Genomic DNA, 18761 nt, shown 5'->3' with positions numbered 1-18761 from the left:
CCGGTAGCTCGTCAGGCTCATAACCTGAAGGTCGTAGGTTCAAATCCTACCCCCGCAACCAACACCAATCCTCTCCAAGCATTACCCAGATCCATACAGCGCCACGCGCTCGTGTGTCGGTCTTCTCGTGAAGGCATGGCCCACGAGGTCGAGACGCTATGCTGCCTATGATGCCATAGGCTCAACGCCCCGTTCTGCCGATGGCTGTCGCGGCGCACTCACGCGAGGCCGTCATGAAACATCTTCATGTCATCACCGGAGGTCCGGGGGCCGGGAAAACCAGCCTCATCGCCGCGCTCGCCCGAGAGGGCCTTCACCATATGCTGGAGGCAGGCAGGGCGATTATCCAGGAGCAGGTAGGCATAGCGGGCAGCGCCTTGCCTTGGGCCGATCGCGAGGCTTTTGCGGCCAGGATGCTGGCGCGGGACATGGACTCGTACCGCAAGGCGGCCTCGCTCTCGGGGCCTGTCGTTTTCGATCGGGGCATTCCCGATGTTATCGGATATTTGCGCTTATGCGGGATCCCGGTACCCGCTTCGATATGGCAGGCAGCGGAGAACTACCGTTATGCGGAGCAGGTCTTCATCGCGCCTCCATGGCCTGCCATTTTCGCACAGGATGCAGAGCGCAAGCAATCGCTGAGGGAAGCCGAGGACACGTACCAGGCGATGGTCGAGGTATATTCCGATCTGGAGTACAAGCTCGTTTCGCTGCCTCTGGCTATGATCGAGGAGCGCGCGCAGTTCGTGCTGTCGCGTATATCGTGACGCTTATCCCGGGCGCTGGCTAAAGCAAGGCGCCCATAAGAAAAGGCGGCCTTTCGGCCGCCTCTTCCCTCCTCTCCAAACCGTTGTGGCCGGGCTGTCTTGGTGCAGCGCCTGACCGATCTGGAACTCTATCAGCCGCCGGTGGCGTCGTTGTCTGCCGCGGCCATGCGATCGCCCTGCATGTAGGGGATCGGGTTGACGGCTTCACCGTCCACGCGGACTTCATAGTGCAGGTGCGGGCCGGTCGAGTTGCCGGTGGTGCCGACGAAACCGATCACGTCGCCCTTGTGGACCATCTGGCCTTCGGCAACGTTGAGGCGCGACATGTGGCCGTAGCGGGTTTCGAGGTCGCCGCCGTGCTCGAGCGAGACGTAGAGACCGTAACCGCCGAACCACGAAGCCTTGCTGACGACGCCGTCAGCCGTGGCATAGATCGGGGTGCCGATCGGGGCGCCGAGGTCGATGCCCTTGTGGGCGCGGCGGCCGCCGAGAATGGGGTGGTTGCGCATGCCGAAGCTGCTGGTCAGCTTGAGACCTTCAAGCGGTGTACGCGAAGGGATCGAGACCGCGCCGAGCTTGGCTGCACCGGGAATGGAGGGCTTGGCCTTGGCGGAAGCGAGGCCGGTTTCCTCGAAGTTCTGCCAGGAGCTGAAGAGATTGCGGAACTGTTCGTCTTCTCCGCCGACCGACTGGTTCGCGGACTGTGCCGAGCGAAGCGGGGCGGAAATGTCGGCAGCGGCGGCGCTGCTGTTGGCCATCGCCGGGTGAGCGGCGACAAGAGATCCTGCGACGGCGACGGCACCGGTCACTGCGCGGAACTTGGCGAAGAAATTCGTTACGACCACTCGCAATACCTTGTTATCCGCCGCGAGCCGTTAGGCCACGACGCCTGTATTTATTACGGCGCGCACGAAGGCGCACCGCGCAAACCCTAGTTCTGGAGATGGTCGGAACCCCCCGCCGTCTCTGATTGGGAGTTATGCCGAACGATTGCGATCAGGCAAGATCGGCATAAAGATCCCGCGATAAACCGGCAGCGAGGCGCGCCGAGTCGTTGAACGGCGGCTTAACGGCCCCGCCAAAGTGGCGGGAAACCAGGGTTTTCCAGAGCGAGTCATGGTCCTCGTTCAACCGTTTGGCGACTGCGGCGAAATGCGTTGCGCCGAAACGAACGTGCCGGATTTCGTCGTCAAGGATTCGCTGGAGGATGCGCGCGCCGCGACCGTCGCCGCTGGCCCTGACCCGGTCGAGTGTGGCCGGGGTAACATCCAGCCCGCGTGCTTCGAGCACCATCGGCACCACGGCGAGGCGGGCGCCAACGTCTTGTCGCGTCTTGTGCGCCGCTTCCCATAGTCCTTCGTGCGCGGGCAAGGCGCCGTAGTGACTGCCGAGGCCGCGCAAGTGGCGCTCGATCACGGCGAAATGCAGGGCTTCGTCGGCGGCGACCGACAGGAAGTCGCTGACGAAGGCCTTGTTCATCTCGCCTCCGAACCGGCCCGCCATGTCGAGCGCGAGATCGATGGCGACGAATTCGATATGCGCGAGGGCATGCCAGAGCGCGATCCTGCCGCGTTCCGAGCCGCCCTTGCCGCGCTTCGGCATGCGGCTTGGCGGGAGCAGTTCGGGCGCATCCGGGCGCCCGGGGACGTCCGGCATGTCCACGTCGAAATCGAAGGAAAGGCGGCCGAGACGCCAGTCACGCGCCACCTTGCGCGTCGCCATCACTTTGGCGCGCGGATCGCATTCGAGCAGCGCTTCGCGAATCGCTGCGGCAACGGAACGGGTCATCAGAGCGCCTTTGCGGCCTCCAGCACTTCGGCCGCGTGATTCTTGACCTTCACCTTGTCCCAGACATGGGCGATTTTTCCGTCCGGGCCGATCAGGTACGTCGTGCGGACCATGCCCATGTAGGTGCGGCCGTAGTTCTGCTTTTCGGTCCAGATGCCGAGCGCGTCGGAGAGGCCGTTCTCCTCGGCATCGGTGGCGAGCGGGGCCTTGAGATCGTGCTTGGCGATGAAGTTCTGGTGCTTCTTCGCCGTATCCTTGCTGACCCCCAGGAGCGCGGTCCCGGCCGCCTCGAACTGGTCCTTCAGCGCCGAGAAATCTATGTTTTCGGTGGTGCAGCCGGGGGTGTTGTCCTTGGGATAGAAGAACACCACCAGCTTGCGCCCTGCAAAGTCGGAGGCCTTCACACTACCTCCTTCTGGCGTTTCGAGGGCGATGTCGGGGAAGGTATCGCCGGCGGCGGGACGGGTGGTCATCGGGTGGTCTCCAGGGTTTCGTCGAAGGCCTGGGCCCATGCCGCGGCAACTCGTGCGCGGGCCTGGGCAAGGCCGGTTTCGAGGTCTTGCCAGTGGCCATAACCGCATGCGCGCACGAGCGCCATGCAGGCGGCGTCCACAGGCCTCAGCGAATCGGGTGCGAGCAGCCGGGCGGCGACGAGCAGGCGGGTCAGCACGTCGTGGGCTTCGGCAAGCTGGGCGGGGAGCCTGCCCTCATCGATCAGCAGGCGCAGGGCCTCGCCAAGATCGGCATCGAGGCCCCGGCCGCTTTGCAACTGGGTGAAGTGGACGAGGAATTCGAGGTCCACGAGGCCGCCGCGCATGAGCTTGACGTCGAGCGGACCCTTGGCGGGTTTGTGCTGCGCCATGCGGGCGCGCATTTCGAGCACGTCGTTCCGCAGTTTGACCGGATCGCGCTGGCCGGTGAGCACGTCGTGGATGATCGTGCCGAGCCGCGTTCTCGCTTCGCCGGAGCCGTAGAGCGGTCGTGCGCGGCACAGCGCCATGTGTTCCCAGGTCCAGGCCTGCTCCTGCTGGTAGCGCGCGAAGCTTTCGAGGCTGGCGGCGGGTGGTCCCTGTTCGCCGGACGGGCGCAGGCGGGTATCCACTTCGTAGAGCGCGCCTTCGGCGGTCTGGACCGAGAGCGCGGCGGTGACCCGCTGGGACAGGCGGTTGTAGTAGAGCGTGGCGCCGAGCGGGCGCCGTCCATCCGATTCGCCCGCGAAATCGCCGGTGAAGAGGTAGATCAGGTCGAGGTCGGAGGCATGGGTGAGCACGCCGCCGCCCATGCGGCCAAGGCCCAGCACCACCAGTTCGCTCTCCGGCACCATGCCGTGAACCTCGCGGAATTCCGCCACGGCCGCGTCGGTGAGCACGACCAGCGCGGCTTCGGCGATCCGGCCCAGGGCATGGCCGATATCGAGCGGATCGTTCACCCCTTCGATCAGTTGCACGCCCAGCGCGAAGCGGCGGTCGCCGACCTTGCGCCGCACGGTATTGAGTTTGCGCTCGTAATCGTCGCCCGGTTCGAAGCGGGAGAATTCCGCGATCAGCTCGGGCAGGCTGCCCGGCAGGTCGAAGGCGCTGGCGTCGATCAGCGGGTCCAGCAGGTCGGCGCGGCGGGCCAGGGCATCGGCCAGCGGCGGGGCCAGGCTGAGGATGCGGGCGAGCCGTTCGATCAGGGCCGGGCGCGCCTCCAGCAGGCGGAACAGGTTGATCGCGGTCGGCAGGTTGTTGAGCAGTTGCTCCCAGCGGGCCATGGCCCGTTCCGGTTCGGGCGCGGCGGCAAGGGCGGCGAGCAGGCCGGGGCGGATCGCCTCGAAGGCGAGCCGGGCAGCGTCGGAACGCAGCGCGCGCATCCGGCCGGAGAGCCAGCCTTCGATCCGCGCGACCGTGGCATCGGGGTCGGCAAAGCCCATGCGCATGAGCTCGTCGCGAAGGTCTTCCTGCGCCGGGGCGGGCACGGAAACCGTCGTGCCGGTGGGCAGGTTGGCCATGACCAGGGCGTCGTAGCGCTCGCCCACGGCCTCGGTGATCTGCGTGAGTTCGTCCACGAGGGCCTGGCCGTCCGGCAGCCCGTCGAGCCGGGCCACTTCGTCCAGCAGGTCTTCCCGGACCGGCAACGAATGCGTCTGCTGGTCCTGCATCATCTGCAGGCGGTGCTCGACGGTGCGCAGCCGGTCGTAGCTGTCGCCCAGCAGGCGGGCGTCTTCGGGTGGGACCAGTCCGGCCTCGGCCAGGGCATCGAGCGTGGCGCGGGTGCCGCGCAGGCGCAAGGCGGGGTTGCGGCCGCCGTGGATCAGCTGGTGGGTCTGGGCGTAGAATTCCACTTCGCGAATACCGCCGCGGCCTTTCTTGAGGTCGAAGCCGGGGCCGACGGTCACGCTGCCGCGCGTATTGGCGCGGATCTGCGCGGTAAGGCGGCCGATCTCGGCAATGGCGCCGAAGTCCAGGCTCTTGCGCCAGACGAAAGAGCGAATCGCGGCGAGAAAGGCCTCGCCCGCGGCCACGTCTCCGGCGCAGGCGCGGGCGCGGATGAAGGCGGCGCGTTCCCAGGCGAGCGCGGAGGATTCGTAATGCGTCAGCGCGCCGTTGATCGAGATGGCCAGCGGGCTGACTTCGGACGCCGGTCGCAGCCGCAGGTCGGTGCGGAAGACGTAGCCCTCGTCGGTCACCCCCGCGAGGACTTCCACCACGGCACGGGCAACGCGCTGGGCGGCTTCGCCGGGCTCGTCGCGCTCGCGGCGGGGCAGCAGCAGCGGATCGAACAGCAGGATCGGGTCAATATCCGAACTGTAGTTGAGTTCGCCCGCGCCGTGCTTGCCGAGTGCGAGGGCGAGGAAGCCCGCCGGCTGCGCGTCCGGTACACGGCGCCGGATGCCTTCGGTGATGGCGGCATCGAGCGCGCGGTCGGCCAGGGCGGAGAGTTCGCCCGTCACCTTGAGCAGCGGGAAAGCCCCGGCCAGGTCGCCGATCGCGAGGGCCAGGGCGAGCGCCTGCTTTTCGCGCCGCAGCGCCGCGCCGACGCCGGGTGCGCCTTCGCCCGCCGCGCGGGCCCAGTCCAGCGCCGCCGCGCCGTCTCCGGCGGCGAGCCGTTCGGTGAGGGCGGGAAGCCGGTCGAGCGCGCTGGAAAGATAAGGGGCGTGGGCGCGGGCGCGGGCGATCGCGCCGGTCCAGTCGGCTTTCGGTTCGGCATCCATTCCGGCTTCCTGCCTGCCCCATTGCCGGAGAGCAAGCATCTGCGGGGTAGGCGTCAGGGATTGTTGCGGCATCGGCCGGAGTCTTCTATCGGCTCGGCCGTTCCCGCGGCGACAAGCCTTGTGCTGCGGCTCAAGGAGGTTGCCCGTGACGTTCGCCCTTCCCCCCGAATGGCATCCGCAGGACTGGATCTGGATCGGTTTTCCGCACGATCCCGTGGAGTGGCCGGGCTTTCTGGAAGCCGCGCAAGTGCAGATGGCACAGTTCGCTTCCGCCGTGGCCGAATCGGGGCAGGAAGTGCGCCTTGTCGTGCGGGACGAGGCCAACCGGGCGCGGGCGGCTGCGCTGGTATCTTCGAAGGTAAAGCTGGAAGTCCGCCGCTACGGCGACGTCTGGCTGCGCGATACCGGGCCGCTGGTGGTGTCCGACGGCACTGGTGCGCTCAGGGCGATGCGCTTCGGCTTCAATGGCTGGGGCGGCAAGTACCTGATGGACGGCGACCAGGAAATCGGCGCCGAACTGGCGCGCGATGCCGGGCTGGAGGTCGAGACGGCCGACTGGATTCTCGAAGGCGGTGCGATCGACGGAGACGGCACCGGTCTGGTGGCGACGACCGAGCAGGTCCTGCTCAACCCGAATCGCAACCCGCACCTGACGCGCGGCGATCTGGAAATGCGCCTGAAGCGCGATCTCGGCTACGACCGCGTGCTGTGGCTGGGCGACGGCCTGATCAACGACCATACCGACGGTCACGTCGATAACCTCGCCCGCTTCGTGGCGCCGAACGTGCTGGCCCTGCCGCGCGGAACCGGGCCGAACGATCCCAATGCGGCGATCTATGCCGATGCCAAGGCGCGCGCCGAAGCGGCGGGCGTGACGGTGCGCGAAGTGCCCTCGCCGGGCCGGGTGGAGAGCGAGGACGGCCGCATCGAACCGGCCAGCTACATGAACTTCGCGATCACCTCGAAGCTGGTGGTCGTGCCGATCTACGGCACCGCGCACGACGAAGAAGGCGTGGCGACGATCGCCGCACTGTTCCCCGATCGCGATGTCGTGGGCGTCATGGCCGATGCGGTGCTGGCGGGCGGAGGCTCGTTCCACTGCTCCAGCCAGCAGATGCCCGCGCGTTGATCTCGGCAGGAGGTCTCCGCAGGAGGCAGGGGTTTTAACGGATTCGCAAGGGGTCTGCGTGCAATGTCGCAGGCATGGCTCGTATCGTCGCTCTTGCGCATGGCGCCCGTAATCTTCGGCAGGATGACGTCCTGCGCGCCGTGCTTGTGTGCGGCTGCGCACTCGCGCTGATCCTGGCAAAGGATATCCTGCCGTTCTGATCGCGGGCGCGCGATTACCGCCGCCCCTGGTCCGTCCAATTTCCTTTTCATTTCAAAATATGTTCGCGGGGCGGTTTACGCCTCGTCGTTTCCGCTGCACCGCACATCGTGACTGCTGCATCGCAGCAAAAGAATGTCACAAACTATCGATGCAAACGAAATCATCCTTCCCCAGTTTATCGGTTCGCGTGACTGGAAAAGGAGATTCTCCATGCGCCATGTAACTGACGCCGAGCGGGCTCGCCTTCGCCAATCGCTTGTCGGCAATTTTCTGCTATTGCTGTTCGGCCTGGGCGTGCTGGGCTTCCTGGTGGCGGTAGACAGGGCTGACTGGTTCACCCTGAGGCCGGTTTCGGGAACCTCGGTCGCGCTCTCCAATGCCGCAACCGCGGCGCACGGAGATTCCATCAAGCGATGATCGTTACGCCTTCGCTGCAACCCGTCCAGATCCTGCGAGAGATCTGGAAGCCGATTACCCTGCTGTTCGTATGGGACGTCATCGTCACGGTGACGTACTTCATGCTGCCGTTCCACGCGCCGGAATTGCCGGTGACGCTGTTCGGCTCTGCCCTGGCGCTGTTCCTGGGGTTCAGAAGCAATTCGGCCTACCAGCGATGGTGGGAAGGGCGTGGGCTGTGGGGGCTGATGATCAATGCCAGTCGCAACATCGCGCGTGCCGCGCGCAACTTCATGCCCGATCCCGAAGCGACCGAGCTGAAGCGGCGGGTGGTGCTGCGGCAGATCGCCTACGTCAATGCGCTGCGCTGCCAGCTTCGCCGGATCAAGCCGGATGAGGAAGTGCTGCGCATGCTGTCGCGCGGAGGCGCCGACGAATCGCTGGAGCGCGTCAATGTGGCCAACGGCATCCTCGATGATACCGGCCGCCGCATCGATGAGGCGCGCCGCAATGGCTGGATCGACACCATCCAGCAGGCGCAGATGGAAGCTGTGCTGGTGGACATCGCCAATTCGCAGGGCGGCATGGAGCGGCTGAAGAACACGCCGTTGCCCTATCAGTACCGCTTCTTCCCCACCGTTTTCACGCACATGTTCTGCATCCTGCTGCCGATCGGCCTGGTGGAGACGCTGGGCGTGGCGACGCCGCTGGGTTCCACCCTGGCGGGCGTAATGTTCCTGGCCGTGCTGGCGATCGGCGACGATCTGGTCGATCCTTTCGCCAATACCGTCCACGACCTGCCGCTCAATGCCATGTGCCGCACGATCGAGATCGATCTCCTCCAGTCCATCGGCGAGGAAGCACCGCCGCCGATCGTGCCGGACAAGCACGGCATTCTCTGGTGAGTTGACGCTCTCTGGTAAGTTGACGCCCTCTGGTAAGTTGACGGTGGGCCGTGGACGCTTCAGGAGCGGTCCATGGCCAAAGCAGACCGTCTTGAGCGCATGGACACGCGCCGCGCCGAACTCGAAATCGAATATCGCACCGCGCTGGTCGAGGCGCTGCGGGTGACGGCGGCGGGGCAATGGGGCCTGTTCGGCCACAACAAGGACAAGCAGGCCCGCGCCAAGGCCGCGCCCATGGTGGACGGCCTTGCCGATCTGGCCGAAGAGATCGACGACTTGCGCGACCAGCTCGATATGGAACCTTTTGCCCTCCACGCCGAATTCCTCGCCGCGCGCGGCCCGGTGTCGTCCCATGCGGTGGGCGAGCCGAAGCAGGCCCAGGCCTGGCTGGATCGGCTGACGCAAGACGGCTAATCCTTCTGCAATAGCAAGAAGGAGCCGAGATGCGTCTTTCCAAGGATCGCCAGACCACCCGCGCCAGCGTGAAGCTCGGCAAATGGGTGGAACTCGATGCCCGCACCGATTTCAGCCCGCCGGGACTGGTGGCGGTGGGCGTTCTGGTCTCGAGTATCCTGCTGAGCACCAGCGTTCTGGTAGCGGCTGCGGGACGGGCGAAGGCACGGCGGATTCAGGCACGAGAGAATCGCAGCCTGCCGGGCCGATAGGCGATACTCCCGCTAACGGGCCTCCGGTGTATCGGTAGAACCGGGATCTGCGGGGATCAGGCAGTCGGTGTAAAGCCCGTAGCCGGGCATCGGCTGATTGACGGTGTGCAGATAGACGGGATGCTCGATCCGTCCAGCCAGTGCGCGCTGCTTTACCGGCATGGTGACGGCACGCAGGGGCAGGGCATTCGCGGCAGGGATCCATTCGTCCTTGCCCGGTTGCAGCCGGTAGATCGTGAGGATCGGGGCGGGATAGCCCAGAGCGACGACGGGCGCGAATTCGGCCGTGCTGTATATCTGGGGAATGAAGCGGTCGATACGGCGCCCGGCAGCGGCCTTCAGCAACTTCAGGCCGTTCAGGTTATCGCTCTTGATGTCGGTGACGATCGAGATGCCGGGATGGCGATCGAGCCAGTCCAGCAATTCCTCAAGGGTGAGCGGGCTGGCCTGGGCATTGCCGTGCCCGAGAGCCAGCCGACCGCCCTTTTCCATGAAATCGAGTTCGATGACCTTGAAGCCATGCCGGTCTGCCAGGTCCAGCGCTACCCGGTCGTTGCGATAGACCGCGTCCGGCGTACCGCCGCCGGCATGGGCTACGAGCGGCCCGGAGCTTGCCGTAAAACGCGCGCAACCTTTGGGGGCGGCCTTTAGCAAGTCCGGGACGAACGACCGTGCAGCCAATGCGAGCAAGAGTCCGATGCCGCCCGCTACGATTAAGCCGCGCGGCGTCATGCCCGCCCCGTTTGACACTGTCGGAGTTCGATTACTCCTTCGAATCACTCCGGCGTGGCGAACCAGATCACGTGCTTGGGGCCCTTGCCGTTGCTGCGCGAAGAGACTTTCACTTCGTCCACCTTGAACCCGGCGCGCTCCAGGCGGCGGGTGAAGGCGGGGTCGGGGCCGGCGGACCAGATCGCCAGCACGCCGTCGGGCGTCAGCGCATTGCGCGCGGCGCGCAGGCCGGTCTTCGAGTAGATCTGGTTGTTGTCCTCGCGTACGAGGCCGTCCGGGCCGTTGTCGACGTCGAGCAGAATGGCATCATAGGCGGCGCGCGATCCGTCGATCACATGGCCGACATCGCCCATGACCAAGTTGACGCGGGGATTGTCGAGGCAGCCCTGCGCCACTTCGGCCATCGGCCCGCGCGCCCATTCGATGATCTCGGGCACCAGTTCGACGACGGTGAGCTTCGAATCCTCGGGCAGCGTGCGCAGCGCGGCGCGCAAGGTGAAGCCCATGCCGTAGCCGCCGATCAGGAAGTGGGGGCGCTTGGTGATGCCCTTGATGCGCTCGTACGCCATGGTCGCGAGGGCTTCCTCGCTGCCCCACTTGCGCGTGGACATCAACTCGTTGTGGCCGAGCACGATCATGAAATCCCGATCGTGCCTGTAGAGTTCGAGCTTTTCCCCGTCAGGGATCCACGCGGTGTCGATAAGCTCGCGCTTGATCATGCTGATGTCTTTCCGGGATGACGCAAGTGAATGATGGGATAGGCGCGGCCGTCGGCGTCGCGTTCGGATCGGCCGGTGCGCAGGAAACCGCGCGATTCGTAAAAGGGCAGGGCGTTATCGGCCTGCTCGTTGGCATCGACGCGGGCCTGCGGCTCCAGCGCCAGCGCATGGGCGACGAGCGCGGAGCCGAAGCCCCGTCCGTGGACCGCCGGGTCGACGAACAGCGCCTCTATCGATCCGCCCGCGAAGACCATGAAGCCTTGCGCCGTGCCGTCTGCATCCTCGGCGATCCACAAGGGGACCGCCGGGAGCATCGCCGCGACCTGCCCGGCGATCTCGACCTTGTGCTCCGCCGACAGGAAGCCGTGGGTGGCCTCCACCGCCGCGCGCCAGATGGCAAGGGCGCGCGGGGCATCTTCGGGAGATCCGGGTCTGATCACCGGAGCCGGACCATCAGCGGAGGTCCGGCGCGGTGGCTTCGGCCTTGAGCAGGGCGATGGCTTCGTCGAGGGTCATGACCTTCTGGTGCTCTGCGCCCAGCGTGCGCAGGGCGACGGTGCCTTCCTCGGCTTCGCGCTTGCCGACCACCACCAGATGCGGAACCTTCTTCAGCGAGTGTTCGCGCACCTTGTAGTTGATCTTCTCGTTGCGCACGTCGGTTTCGACGCGCACGCCTGCCGCCTTGAGCTTCTGCGCCACGTCCTGCGCATAGCCGTCGGCGTCCGAGACGATCGTGGTCACCACGGCCTGGACCGGGGCGAGCCAGACCGGCAGCTTGCCGGCGAAGTGCTCGATCAGGATGCCGATGAAGCGTTCATAGGAACCGAAGATCGCGCGGTGCAGCATGACCGGGCGGTGCTTTTCGCCGTCCTCGCCGATGTAGTGGGCGTCGAGGCGCTCGGGTAGCATGCGGTCGGACTGGATCGTGCCGACCTGCCAGGTGCGGCCGATCGCGTCGGTGAGGTGCCATTCCAGCTTGGGCGCATAGAACGCGCCTTCGCCGGGGAGTTCCTCCCAGCCGTATTCTTCGGTGGCGAGACCCGCCCGCACCACGGCGTCGCGCAGTTCGGCCTCGGCCTTGTCCCACTGCTCGTCGGTGCCGATGCGGTTGTCGGGGCGCAGGGCCAGCTTGATCGCGTAAGTGAAGCCGAAGTCCTTGTAGACCTTGTCCGCCATCTCGCAGAAGGCCTGCACTTCGCCCACGATCTGGTCTTCGCGGCAGAAGATGTGGCCGTCGTCCTGCGTGAACTGGCGCACGCGCATCAGGCCGTGGAGCGCGCCGTGCGGCTCGTTGCGGTGGCAGCAGCCGTTCTCGACGATGCGCAGCGGCAGGTCGCGGTAGGACTTGATGCCCTGCTTGAAGATCAGCACGTGCGCCGGGCAGTTCATCGGCTTCAGCGCCATCCACTGGGCGTCGTCCGAGATGATCGGGCCGTCGTCCTCGGTGTTGGGCACTTCGTCGGGGATGACGAACATGTTCTCGCGGTACTTGCCCCAGTGGCCCGAGGCTTCCCACTGCCGCGCGTCCATGACCTGCGGCGTCTTCACTTCCTTGCAGTCGGCCTGGCTGATCGCGCGGCGCATGTAGTCTTCAAGCGCGCGATAGATCACGTAGCCCTTGGGGTGCCAGAACACCGAACCGTGCGCTTCGGCCTGGAGGTGGAACAGGTCCATCTCGTTGCCGAGCTTGCGGTGGTCGCGCTTGGCGGCCTCTTCAAGGCGCGTCAGGTGGGCGGCAAGCTGCTTCTTGTTCAGCCAGCCGGTGCCGTAGATACGCGAGAGCATCGCGTTCTTCTGGTCGCCGCGCCAGTAGGCGCCCGAAACGCGGGTCAGCTTGAAGGCCGCCGGGTCCAGCTTGCCGGTCGAGGGCAGGTGCGGCCCGCGGCACATGTCCAGCCAGTCCTCGCCCGACCAGTAGACGGTCAGCGGTTCGTCGCCCGGAAGTTCGGCGGCCCATTCGGCCTTGAAGTTCTCACCCTGCTGCTTCCAGCGGCTGATCAGCTGCTCGCGGCTCCAGACTTCGCGGCGCAGCGGCTTGTTGGCCTCGATGATCTTGCGCATTTCGGCCTCGATGGCCGGGAGATCGTCGTTGGTGAATGGCCCGCGCTCCGGGTTCGGGGCGAAGTCGTAATAGAAGCCGTCGTCCGTCGAAGGGCCGAAGGTGATCTGCGTGCCGGGGAACAGCGCCTGCACCGCTTCGGCCAGGACGTGGGCATAGTCGTGCCGCGCCAGATCCAGCGCTTCGGCTTCGTCGCGGCTGGTGACGAGGGCGAGATCGGCATCGCCGGTGAAGGGGCGGTCGAGGTCCACCAGTTCGCCGTCGATCTTCGCGGCGAGCGCGGCCTTGGCAAGGCCGGGCCCGATGGCGGCGGCGACATCGGCCGGGGTGGAGCCTTCGGGCATTTCGCGAACCGAACCGTCGGGCAGGCTGATCTTGAACATTTCGGACATGGACGAACTCATCTTTCGTTTGCCCCATGCCATACCAGAGCATGTGGGCGGAAAAGCTTTGGGGCGCCATGGCACAGGCGCGCCTCCGGGTGAAGGTGCGGCGTCAGGTGAATGGCTCTATTTCGGGAGAGAGACGCCGCTCGCCCGAAATCCGGGCGACGGTGGCTGCCTGTTCAGGCCGCGACCAACCGTCCCCGGAAATGCCGGGTGGTAGTCGTGGTCGTAGTGGTGTGCAGCGGCGTCATCGCTTGCCCATGTAGCGACGGCGGCAGCGAAAGTCATCCCGTGATTGTGATGTAAAGGATGCTTGACTTTGTGATTTCGGAATGACAAGTTTGCTTTACACAACAGGCCGCTGACGCCTGCGTTTCATTGTCTTCAGGAGTTCGGTCATGGCCGCATACAACCTGGCGTTTCGCCGCTACATCCGGCGCTTCGTGCCGCTCACTATCGCTTATGGCGCATCGGTCGCGCTGGCGACGGCGGTGATTCCCGATGGGGCACCCGCCAGTCCGGGCATAATTGCGATTGCCGTGCTTCCCGGCCTTGCCGTCGTGGGGTGGCTATGGGCCATGGCGCGGCTGCTCGTGGAACTGGACGATGAATATCTGCGCATGCTGGAAGTGCGCAAGTTTCTGGTCGCCACGGGAACGACCCTGGCTTTGACCAGCATCTGGGGAATACTGGAACTGTTCACGCCCGCCATGCCGAAGCTGCCGGTGTTCTTCGTGTTCCCGCTGTGGTGCCTGGGGCTGGCCGTAGGTGCGGCGTTCAACCGTCTCCGCTTCGGTGCAGCGCGCTGCGCATGAGAAACCAGTTGAAGGAACTGCGCGCCGAACGGGGCTGGAGTCAGCAGGACCTTGCCGAACGGCTGGAGGTCAGCCGCCAGAGCGTGAACGCCATCGAGACGGGCAAGTACGATCCCTCGTTGCCCTTGGCATTTCGCATCGCCGAAGTCTTTGCTATGAGGATCGAGGAAATTTTCCTGAAAGGGTGAGCGATGTCGGGGCGGATTGGCAGGATCGGGGCATGGATGGCCTTGGCGCTTGCGCTGGCCGTCACCCTTGCCCTGCTCGATGCGCGGGCTTCCGGCCATCGCAAGGTCGAAACCGCAGAGGCGGCGACCGGCACCGTGATCGTGCGGGTTATCGGACCGGCGCTCTTGTAAAACTGCGGCACCGGCCCACGCCCCCACCCGGCCTCCCATCAGGATACACTAGTGGGAGGTCGGGTGGGGGCGTGGGCCGGTGCCGCAAGCCTTCGACGGATGTCGAAGGCGCACTCAACAAAGACTCATCGGATTTCCTAATGGACCGCCGGTTTGCGCCGGGTCCAGGCCAGCCGCTCCACCGCCGTTGCCACCAGCCAGCCCACCGTCATGCACACGAAAGGCATGACCGGATAGTGGAAGCGGGACTGGCCCGAGAACAGCAGGCAGATCAACGTCGGGTAGAGCGCCACGCCGTAAGGCAGGAGCCACCATCCGGCCCAGCGGATCCGCTCGTGCCGGCGTCGCAGGGTCATGACGGCAAAAGCGGCGGCAAAACCCAGCATGAGCAGCGCGTAATAGCCCTGGTTGGCATAGCGCACCGCCCGGTAGAGCGCCTCGAAGCGCGGATAGCTGGGCGCGCCGCCCTGATAGGCCCATTCCGCCTCGCCGTCGGGCAGCCAGAGCCGCATCAGCTTCTTCGGCAGGAGGCCCAGGAACTTGCCGGGGTTCTCCTCGATCCAGGTCAGCCCCATGCGCGCGGCTTCGATGTCGCTGGAGACTTCGTCGAGGTCGGTCCGCGCCATGAAGCGCTGCACCACCGGCGCATTCGGCGTGAAATCGCCGGTCGCGGTATCGTGGTTGCCGGTCAGCAGGGTGTAGCCGCCATTGGTGGAGACCGCGACCCAGTGCCCAAGCTGAGCATGGTTGCGGATCGTCCAGGGCGCCACCACCAGCGCCGCCACCGCAACCACGATCAGTCCTTCGACCAGCAGTCCCGGCAGGCGCTGCCACATGCCGCGCATGCGCAGCCAGTCGACCGCGAAGATCAGCGGCACCGCCACCAGGCTCTGCGCCTTCACCAGGGTGGCGAATCCGAAGATCAGCCCCGCGCCGACCAGCTGCAAGCGGTTGGTCCGCGCCATCACCGCCCAGCAACCCGCCAGCAGCAGCGTGGTATAGAACACCTCGGTCAGCGCCAGCGGGACATAGCCGATGGCGTTGGGATAGACCGCCAGCAGCAGCAACCCGCCGCGCGCCGCCGCTTCGTTGCCGAAGATATGGCGGCCAATCACAAGGGTCAGCAGGCCGGTCAGCATTGCGGCGGCGAGGTTGAACAGGCCGAGCGAGACTTGCGAGATGCCGAACTGGTGGAACATGACCGAAAGCGCCAGCGGCAGGCCCGGCGGCCAGAACGCGGTGGCGAGGCCCTTGTCCTGATAGCCTTCCCCGGAAGCCAGCCCTGCCGCCCGCGCGAAATAGGAGGCGGCGTCGGACGTCGGCGTTACGTCGATCAGCAGCACCCCCACGCGCAGCGCGAAATAGAGCGCCCAGATCGCCAGCAGCACGGACCGCTCGGTGGCGAACCATTCGAGGCGCAGGGCCAGTCGGCTCGGGCGGATGGGAAAGTCCAGGATCTGCGCGGACATTCGGAAGAGATTTCCTTTGGGATCTGCTTGAAAATCCGCCGCAGGCGGATTTTGGCGGCACCGGCCCCAGTTGGATTTAGGCGCCCCCACCCGACCTCCCACAAGTGTATCCTGATGGGAGGTCGGGTGGGGGCGTGGGCCGGTGCCGCCACCAAAATGCCTTTCAGGCATTTTTCGAAACAGACTCTTAGTCCGCAGCTACTCTCCACCGCAACCGTGATCCCGCCGTCATCAAGGTCTTGTGCTAGAAGGTCTTGTGCAGGTCGGCCGCGGACCCCAGATGGGCCGCCATGACCGAGACGCGTTATCTGGAGCTGCCCGACGGGCGCCGCATCGCCCACCGTTTTACCCCCGGTACCGGACCCACGATCGTATTCCTGCCCGGCTACATGTCGGACATGGCCGGGAGCAAGGCCACGGCGATCTTCGAGATGGCCCAGGCGAACGGCCGTCCCTGCCTGCTGCTCGACTATTCCGGCTGCGGCGAGAGTTCGGGCGAATTCGCCGACGGCACCCTGACCCGCTGGCGTGACGAGGTGCTTGCCGTAATCGCCGCGGCGGGCCTGGAGCAGGTCGTGCTGGTCGGTTCGTCGATGGGCGGCTGGCTGATGCTGATGGTGGCGCAGGCTCTGGCCGACAGCGGCAAAGTGAAGGGCATGGTCGGCGTGGCCGCTGCACCGGACTTCACCGAATGGGGCATCGCGCAGATGGACAAGAACGTCCTCGCGGACGGCGAGGCGATCTGGGAAGAAAATCCCTACGGCCCCGAACCCACGCCCACCTATCCCGGCTTCTGGGCGGATGGCCAGGCCAACCTCCTGCTGGAAAAGCCGATCGCCTTCGACGGCCCGGTGCGCCTGCTCCACGGCCAGCGCGACGAGGACGTGCCCTGGGACATTTCGGTCAGGCTGGCCGAGCGCCTGCGTTCAGCCGACGTGCAGGTCACGCTGATCAAGGACGGAGACCACCGCCTCTCGCGCGAGTCCGATATCCACCTTCTGCTCCGCTCGGTTGCCGAAATGGTCCTCGCCCGCGATCCGGCGGCCTGACAAGCCAAGGACCCCTCCATGCCCATCCTCCTTCCGCTGATGCTGATGCAGGCCTCGCCTTTCAGTCCCTATGCCTCGGCGCTCCCGCGCGAGATCGTCGAGAAGAAGGAAGACGAGGCCCGCAAGCGTCGCAATGATTCGGCGCCGTTCACCGGCCCCTTGCCGCTCCGCGCGGAGAGCGGCTGCCTGCTGGCGGTCGAGTCCGATCCCGAGCGCTCCGCCGAAGTCGCCCGCAAGGCGCTCGACAGCGCGCAGGGCCGGGAACGGGTGCGCGCCGGGCTTTGCCTGGGCGTGGCGCTTGCCGATCTCGACCGCTGGGCGGAGGCCCGCACGGTCTTCGTCCAGGCCCGCGATGCCGCCGATCCGACCGACCGCCTCAGCCGCGCGCGGCTGGGCGCCATGGCGGGCAATGCCGCCCTGGCCGACGGCAAGGCCGGGGAAGCGCTGGGCCTGCTGGCGCCTGCTGCCGCCGATGCCAAGGCGGTCAACGACGGCTCGCTCGGCGCCTCGATCTCGCTCGACCGCGCTCGCGCGCTGGTGTCGCTGGGGCAGAACGGAGAGGCCGCCACCGCGCTGGCCGATGCCCGCACCGCCGATCCCGACAACGCCCAGGCCTGGCTGCTCTCGGCCACGCTCTCGCGCCGGGAAAAGAAGCTGATCGAAGCGCAGACCCAGATCGAAAAGGCCGCGCAGCTGGCCCCGCAGGATCCCGAAGTCGGTCTCGAGGCCGGCGTCATCGCCGTGCTGGGCGGGCGGGACGAAGCGGCCCGCCGCAGCTGGAACGCGGTCCTGGCGATGGGGGCGGATACGCCTTCCGCCGCGACCGCCAAGGAATACCTGGCCCAGCTCGGGCCCGAAGGAGCACCGAAGCCATGATCCCGCTTTCCGTCCTCGACCTCGTTTCCGTGCGCGAAGGCGGCACCGTCGCCGAAGCGCTCGCCATTTCCGCCCGCACCGCGCAGGCCGCCGAGAAGGCGGGCTATGCGCGCTACTGGGTGGCGGAACACCACGGGATGGACGGGATCGCGGGCGGCGCCACTTCGGTCGTGCTCGGCCATATCGGCGCGGCGACTTCCTCCATCCGCATCGGTGCGGGCGGCATCATGCTGCCGAATCACACGCCTTACGTGATTGCCGAGCAGTTCGGCACGCTGGCCGCTCTCTTTCCCGGCCGCGTCGATCTGGGCCTCGGCCGGGCGGCGGGCGCGGACGGCCGCCTCGCCAATGCGCTGCGCAAGGATATCGTCGGCGCTTCGGAGCGGTTTCCGCAGGACGTCGTCGAACTTCAGGCGCGGTTTGCCGGACAAGCGGTAGGCGGCGTTTCCTCGCCCCAGGCGGACGGCGCCGACGTGCAGATGTGGATTCTCGGCTCCAGCCTGTTCGGCGCGCAGCTCGCCGCCATGCTCGGCCTGCCCTATGCCTTCGCCTCGCATTTCGCGCCCGCCATGCTGGACGAGGCGGCGCGGATTTACCGCGAGCGCTTCGAGCCCGGCAAAGTCCTCGAAAAGCCGCACTTCATGGCAGGCATCAATGTCGTCGCGGCGGAAACGGACGAGCAGGCGCGCTATCTCGCCTCGTCGACCGACCAGAGCTTCGTGGCGCTGCGCACCGGATCGCCCGGCCGGCTGCCGCCGCCGATCCGCGACTACCGGGAAAACCTGCCCGGTGCCGCCAAAGCCATGCTGGAGCAAGTCCGCTCGGTCAGCGCGGTCGGCACGCCTGCGCGGGTGCGGGACGAGATCGAGGCCTTCGTCGCACGGACCCAGGCGGACGAACTGATCGTCTCCGGCGCGATCTTCGACGCCGATGCGCAAATCCGTTCGCTGGAACTGACGATGGAAGCTTTCGAATCGATGGAGTCGATCTGAAAATCTGCCGGGGGGCCGGTGCCGCATTCTTTCAAATCGACCCGGCCACGTAAGCCAGAGCCACGATATCGTTCGCAAGAGCAATTCAATTTCATGTCGAGGCATTGACCGCAGGACAAAATTGCTCGACCTCTCCCGCCATGAGCAAGGCAGACGTCGTTATCGTGGGAGCCGGACACGGGGGAGCGCAGTGCGCGCTGGCCCTTCGCCAGAACGGTTTCGAGGGGACCATCACCGTGATCGGCCGCGAGCCGGAATATC

The 18761-nt window shown here is 66.2% G+C and carries 23 protein-coding genes; 14 read left to right on the top strand and 9 right to left on the bottom strand.

Annotated features, from left to right (window positions below; genetic code table 11):
* Window positions 1-233: 233 nt before the first annotated feature.
* Window positions 234-767, top strand: coding sequence for an AAA family ATPase (locus tag NTCA1_RS26320; RefSeq protein WP_201282608.1), 534 nt, complete (start codon window positions 234-236; stop codon window positions 765-767).
* 131 nt (window positions 768-898) lie between these two features.
* Here the strand turns inward: NTCA1_RS26320 and NTCA1_RS26315 are convergent, their stop codons facing one another.
* The 4 genes from NTCA1_RS26315 to glnE all read right to left on the bottom strand — a co-directional run bounded on the left by NTCA1_RS26315 (window position 899) and on the right by glnE (window position 5748).
* Window positions 899-1612, bottom strand: a complete 714-nt coding sequence (locus tag NTCA1_RS26315; protein ID WP_201282607.1) for a M23 family metallopeptidase — start codon at window positions 1610-1612, stop codon at window positions 899-901.
* Window positions 1613-1763: 151 nt separating this feature from the next.
* Window positions 1764-2555, bottom strand: a complete 792-nt coding sequence (locus NTCA1_RS26310; RefSeq protein ID WP_159832311.1) for a ferritin-like domain-containing protein — start codon at window positions 2553-2555, stop codon at window positions 1764-1766.
* Window positions 2555-3028 carry a peroxiredoxin gene (locus tag NTCA1_RS26305; RefSeq protein ID WP_159832310.1) on the bottom strand — a complete coding sequence of 158 codons (474 nt, stop codon included), beginning with the start codon at window positions 3026-3028 and terminating at the stop codon, window positions 2555-2557. The genes NTCA1_RS26310 and NTCA1_RS26305 overlap by 1 nt, the downstream gene beginning before the upstream one ends.
* The gene (gene glnE / locus NTCA1_RS26300; protein WP_159832313.1) at window positions 3025-5748 is read right to left on the bottom strand and encodes a bifunctional [glutamate--ammonia ligase]-adenylyl-L-tyrosine phosphorylase/[glutamate--ammonia-ligase] adenylyltransferase; all 2724 of its coding nucleotides are present in this window, start codon (window positions 5746-5748) and stop codon (window positions 3025-3027) included. Before glnE ends, NTCA1_RS26305 begins: the two co-directional genes overlap by 4 nt.
* A 145-nt stretch (window positions 5749-5893) precedes the next feature.
* On the opposite strand from glnE, the gene NTCA1_RS26295 reads away from it, so the two are divergent.
* The 6 genes from NTCA1_RS26295 (at window position 5894) to NTCA1_RS26275 (ending at window position 9044) form a co-directional block, all read left to right on the top strand.
* Complete coding sequence (locus tag NTCA1_RS26295; protein WP_159832309.1) at window positions 5894-6877, top strand: agmatine deiminase family protein; 984 nt, start codon at window positions 5894-5896, stop codon at window positions 6875-6877.
* Between the two features lie 74 nt (window positions 6878-6951).
* Window positions 6952-7077: a hypothetical protein gene (locus NTCA1_RS29025; RefSeq protein ID WP_255490628.1), complete on the top strand. Its 126-nt coding sequence runs from the start codon at window positions 6952-6954 to the stop codon at window positions 7075-7077.
* A 211-nt stretch (window positions 7078-7288) separates the two neighbouring features.
* Window positions 7289-7495: a hypothetical protein gene (locus NTCA1_RS26290; RefSeq protein ID WP_133084985.1), complete on the top strand. Its 207-nt coding sequence runs from the start codon at window positions 7289-7291 to the stop codon at window positions 7493-7495.
* Window positions 7492-8379: a bestrophin family protein gene (locus NTCA1_RS26285; RefSeq protein ID WP_086493294.1), complete on the top strand. Its 888-nt coding sequence runs from the start codon at window positions 7492-7494 to the stop codon at window positions 8377-8379. The genes NTCA1_RS26290 and NTCA1_RS26285 overlap by 4 nt, the downstream gene beginning before the upstream one ends.
* Window positions 8380-8451: 72 nt before the next feature.
* Window positions 8452-8793 (top strand): hypothetical protein, encoded by a 342-nt coding sequence (locus NTCA1_RS26280; RefSeq protein ID WP_159832308.1) that lies wholly within the window; start codon window positions 8452-8454, stop codon window positions 8791-8793.
* A gap of 29 nt (window positions 8794-8822) precedes the next feature.
* Window positions 8823-9044, top strand: a complete 222-nt coding sequence (locus NTCA1_RS26275) for a hypothetical protein (protein ID WP_159832307.1) — start codon at window positions 8823-8825, stop codon at window positions 9042-9044.
* Between the two features lie 12 nt (window positions 9045-9056).
* Here the strand turns inward: NTCA1_RS26275 and NTCA1_RS26270 are convergent, their stop codons facing one another.
* The 4 genes from NTCA1_RS26270 to thrS form a co-directional block, all read right to left on the bottom strand.
* Window positions 9057-9725, bottom strand: coding sequence for a hypothetical protein (locus tag NTCA1_RS26270; RefSeq protein ID WP_159832306.1), 669 nt, complete (start codon window positions 9723-9725; stop codon window positions 9057-9059).
* A gap of 95 nt (window positions 9726-9820) precedes the next feature.
* Complete coding sequence (locus NTCA1_RS26265) at window positions 9821-10495, bottom strand: spermidine synthase (RefSeq protein ID WP_086493297.1); 675 nt, start codon at window positions 10493-10495, stop codon at window positions 9821-9823.
* Window positions 10492-10935, bottom strand: coding sequence for an acetyltransferase (locus NTCA1_RS26260; protein WP_159832305.1), 444 nt, complete (start codon window positions 10933-10935; stop codon window positions 10492-10494). The genes NTCA1_RS26265 and NTCA1_RS26260 overlap by 4 nt, the downstream gene beginning before the upstream one ends.
* 13 nt (window positions 10936-10948) lie before the next feature.
* Window positions 10949-12946 (bottom strand): threonine--tRNA ligase, encoded by a 1998-nt coding sequence (gene thrS / locus NTCA1_RS26255; RefSeq protein WP_086493299.1) that lies wholly within the window; start codon window positions 12944-12946, stop codon window positions 10949-10951.
* 392 nt (window positions 12947-13338) lie between these two features.
* Here thrS and NTCA1_RS26250 point away from each other — a divergent pair, with 392 nt between their 5' ends.
* Genes NTCA1_RS26250 through NTCA1_RS29020 form a run of 3 tightly spaced genes read left to right on the top strand, consistent with a single transcriptional unit; the run spans window position 13339 to window position 14114 of the window.
* Entirely contained in the window at window positions 13339-13755 is a 417-nt protein-coding gene (locus tag NTCA1_RS26250; protein WP_159832304.1) for a hypothetical protein, read from the top strand.
* Window positions 13752-13943, top strand: a complete 192-nt coding sequence (locus NTCA1_RS26245; RefSeq protein ID WP_159832303.1) for a helix-turn-helix transcriptional regulator — start codon at window positions 13752-13754, stop codon at window positions 13941-13943. Before NTCA1_RS26250 ends, NTCA1_RS26245 begins: the two co-directional genes overlap by 4 nt.
* Before the next feature lie 36 nt (window positions 13944-13979).
* Complete coding sequence (locus NTCA1_RS29020; RefSeq protein WP_255490625.1) at window positions 13980-14114, top strand: hypothetical protein; 135 nt, start codon at window positions 13980-13982, stop codon at window positions 14112-14114.
* Between the two features lie 137 nt (window positions 14115-14251).
* Here NTCA1_RS29020 and NTCA1_RS26240 read toward each other — a convergent pair whose 3' ends face one another.
* Window positions 14252-15583, bottom strand: a complete 1332-nt coding sequence (locus NTCA1_RS26240) for a glycosyltransferase family 39 protein (RefSeq protein WP_159832302.1) — start codon at window positions 15581-15583, stop codon at window positions 14252-14254.
* A gap of 290 nt (window positions 15584-15873) precedes the next feature.
* On the opposite strand from NTCA1_RS26240, the gene NTCA1_RS26235 reads away from it, so the two are divergent.
* The 4 genes from NTCA1_RS26235 to NTCA1_RS28860 form a co-directional block, all read left to right on the top strand.
* Complete coding sequence (locus NTCA1_RS26235; RefSeq protein WP_159832301.1) at window positions 15874-16632, top strand: alpha/beta fold hydrolase; 759 nt, start codon at window positions 15874-15876, stop codon at window positions 16630-16632.
* A gap of 18 nt (window positions 16633-16650) precedes the next feature.
* Window positions 16651-17508: a tetratricopeptide repeat protein gene (locus NTCA1_RS26230; RefSeq protein ID WP_086493304.1), complete on the top strand. Its 858-nt coding sequence runs from the start codon at window positions 16651-16653 to the stop codon at window positions 17506-17508.
* A complete protein-coding gene (locus NTCA1_RS26225; protein ID WP_159832300.1) occupies window positions 17505-18500 on the top strand; it encodes an LLM class flavin-dependent oxidoreductase in 996 nt (331 codons plus the stop codon). The genes NTCA1_RS26230 and NTCA1_RS26225 overlap by 4 nt, the downstream gene beginning before the upstream one ends.
* Window positions 18501-18640: 140 nt before the next feature.
* The coding region (locus NTCA1_RS28860; protein WP_159832299.1) for an FAD-dependent oxidoreductase at window positions 18641-18761 on the top strand (121 nt) is incomplete at its 3' end.

The organism is Novosphingobium sp. TCA1 (assembly GCF_009811895.1).
Lineage (GTDB): Bacteria > Pseudomonadota > Alphaproteobacteria > Sphingomonadales > Sphingomonadaceae > Novosphingobium > Novosphingobium panipatense_A.
The sequence above is the reverse complement of the archived record's forward strand: the minus strand, read 5'-3'. Positions and strand labels throughout refer to the sequence as shown.

Coding starts and splice junctions, on each gene's coding strand:
- glnE (WP_159832313.1), bottom strand. CDS start 5,748: ATGGATGCCGAACCGAAAGCCGACTGGACCGGCGCGATCGCCCGCGCC.
- NTCA1_RS26275 (WP_159832307.1), top strand. CDS start 8,823: ATGCGTCTTTCCAAGGATCGCCAGACCACCCGCGCCAGCGTGAAGCTC.
- NTCA1_RS26290 (WP_133084985.1), top strand. CDS start 7,289: ATGCGCCATGTAACTGACGCCGAGCGGGCTCGCCTTCGCCAATCGCTT.
- NTCA1_RS26245 (WP_159832303.1), top strand. CDS start 13,752: ATGAGAAACCAGTTGAAGGAACTGCGCGCCGAACGGGGCTGGAGTCAG.
- NTCA1_RS26310 (WP_159832311.1), bottom strand. CDS start 2,555: ATGACCCGTTCCGTTGCCGCAGCGATTCGCGAAGCGCTGCTCGAATGC.
- NTCA1_RS26240 (WP_159832302.1), bottom strand. CDS start 15,583: ATGTCCGCGCAGATCCTGGACTTTCCCATCCGCCCGAGCCGACTGGCC.
- NTCA1_RS26280 (WP_159832308.1), top strand. CDS start 8,452: ATGGCCAAAGCAGACCGTCTTGAGCGCATGGACACGCGCCGCGCCGAA.
- NTCA1_RS26305 (WP_159832310.1), bottom strand. CDS start 3,028: ATGACCACCCGTCCCGCCGCCGGCGATACCTTCCCCGACATCGCCCTC.
- NTCA1_RS26230 (WP_086493304.1), top strand. CDS start 16,651: ATGCCCATCCTCCTTCCGCTGATGCTGATGCAGGCCTCGCCTTTCAGT.
- thrS (WP_086493299.1), bottom strand. CDS start 12,946: ATGTCCGAAATGTTCAAGATCAGCCTGCCCGACGGTTCGGTTCGCGAA.
- NTCA1_RS26265 (WP_086493297.1), bottom strand. CDS start 10,495: ATGATCAAGCGCGAGCTTATCGACACCGCGTGGATCCCTGACGGGGAA.
- NTCA1_RS26285 (WP_086493294.1), top strand. CDS start 7,492: ATGATCGTTACGCCTTCGCTGCAACCCGTCCAGATCCTGCGAGAGATC.
- NTCA1_RS26250 (WP_159832304.1), top strand. CDS start 13,339: ATGGCCGCATACAACCTGGCGTTTCGCCGCTACATCCGGCGCTTCGTG.
- NTCA1_RS26235 (WP_159832301.1), top strand. CDS start 15,874: ATGACCGAGACGCGTTATCTGGAGCTGCCCGACGGGCGCCGCATCGCC.
- NTCA1_RS26225 (WP_159832300.1), top strand. CDS start 17,505: ATGATCCCGCTTTCCGTCCTCGACCTCGTTTCCGTGCGCGAAGGCGGC.
- NTCA1_RS26320 (WP_201282608.1), top strand. CDS start 234: ATGAAACATCTTCATGTCATCACCGGAGGTCCGGGGGCCGGGAAAACC.
- NTCA1_RS29020 (WP_255490625.1), top strand. CDS start 13,980: ATGGCCTTGGCGCTTGCGCTGGCCGTCACCCTTGCCCTGCTCGATGCG.
- NTCA1_RS29025 (WP_255490628.1), top strand. CDS start 6,952: ATGGCTCGTATCGTCGCTCTTGCGCATGGCGCCCGTAATCTTCGGCAG.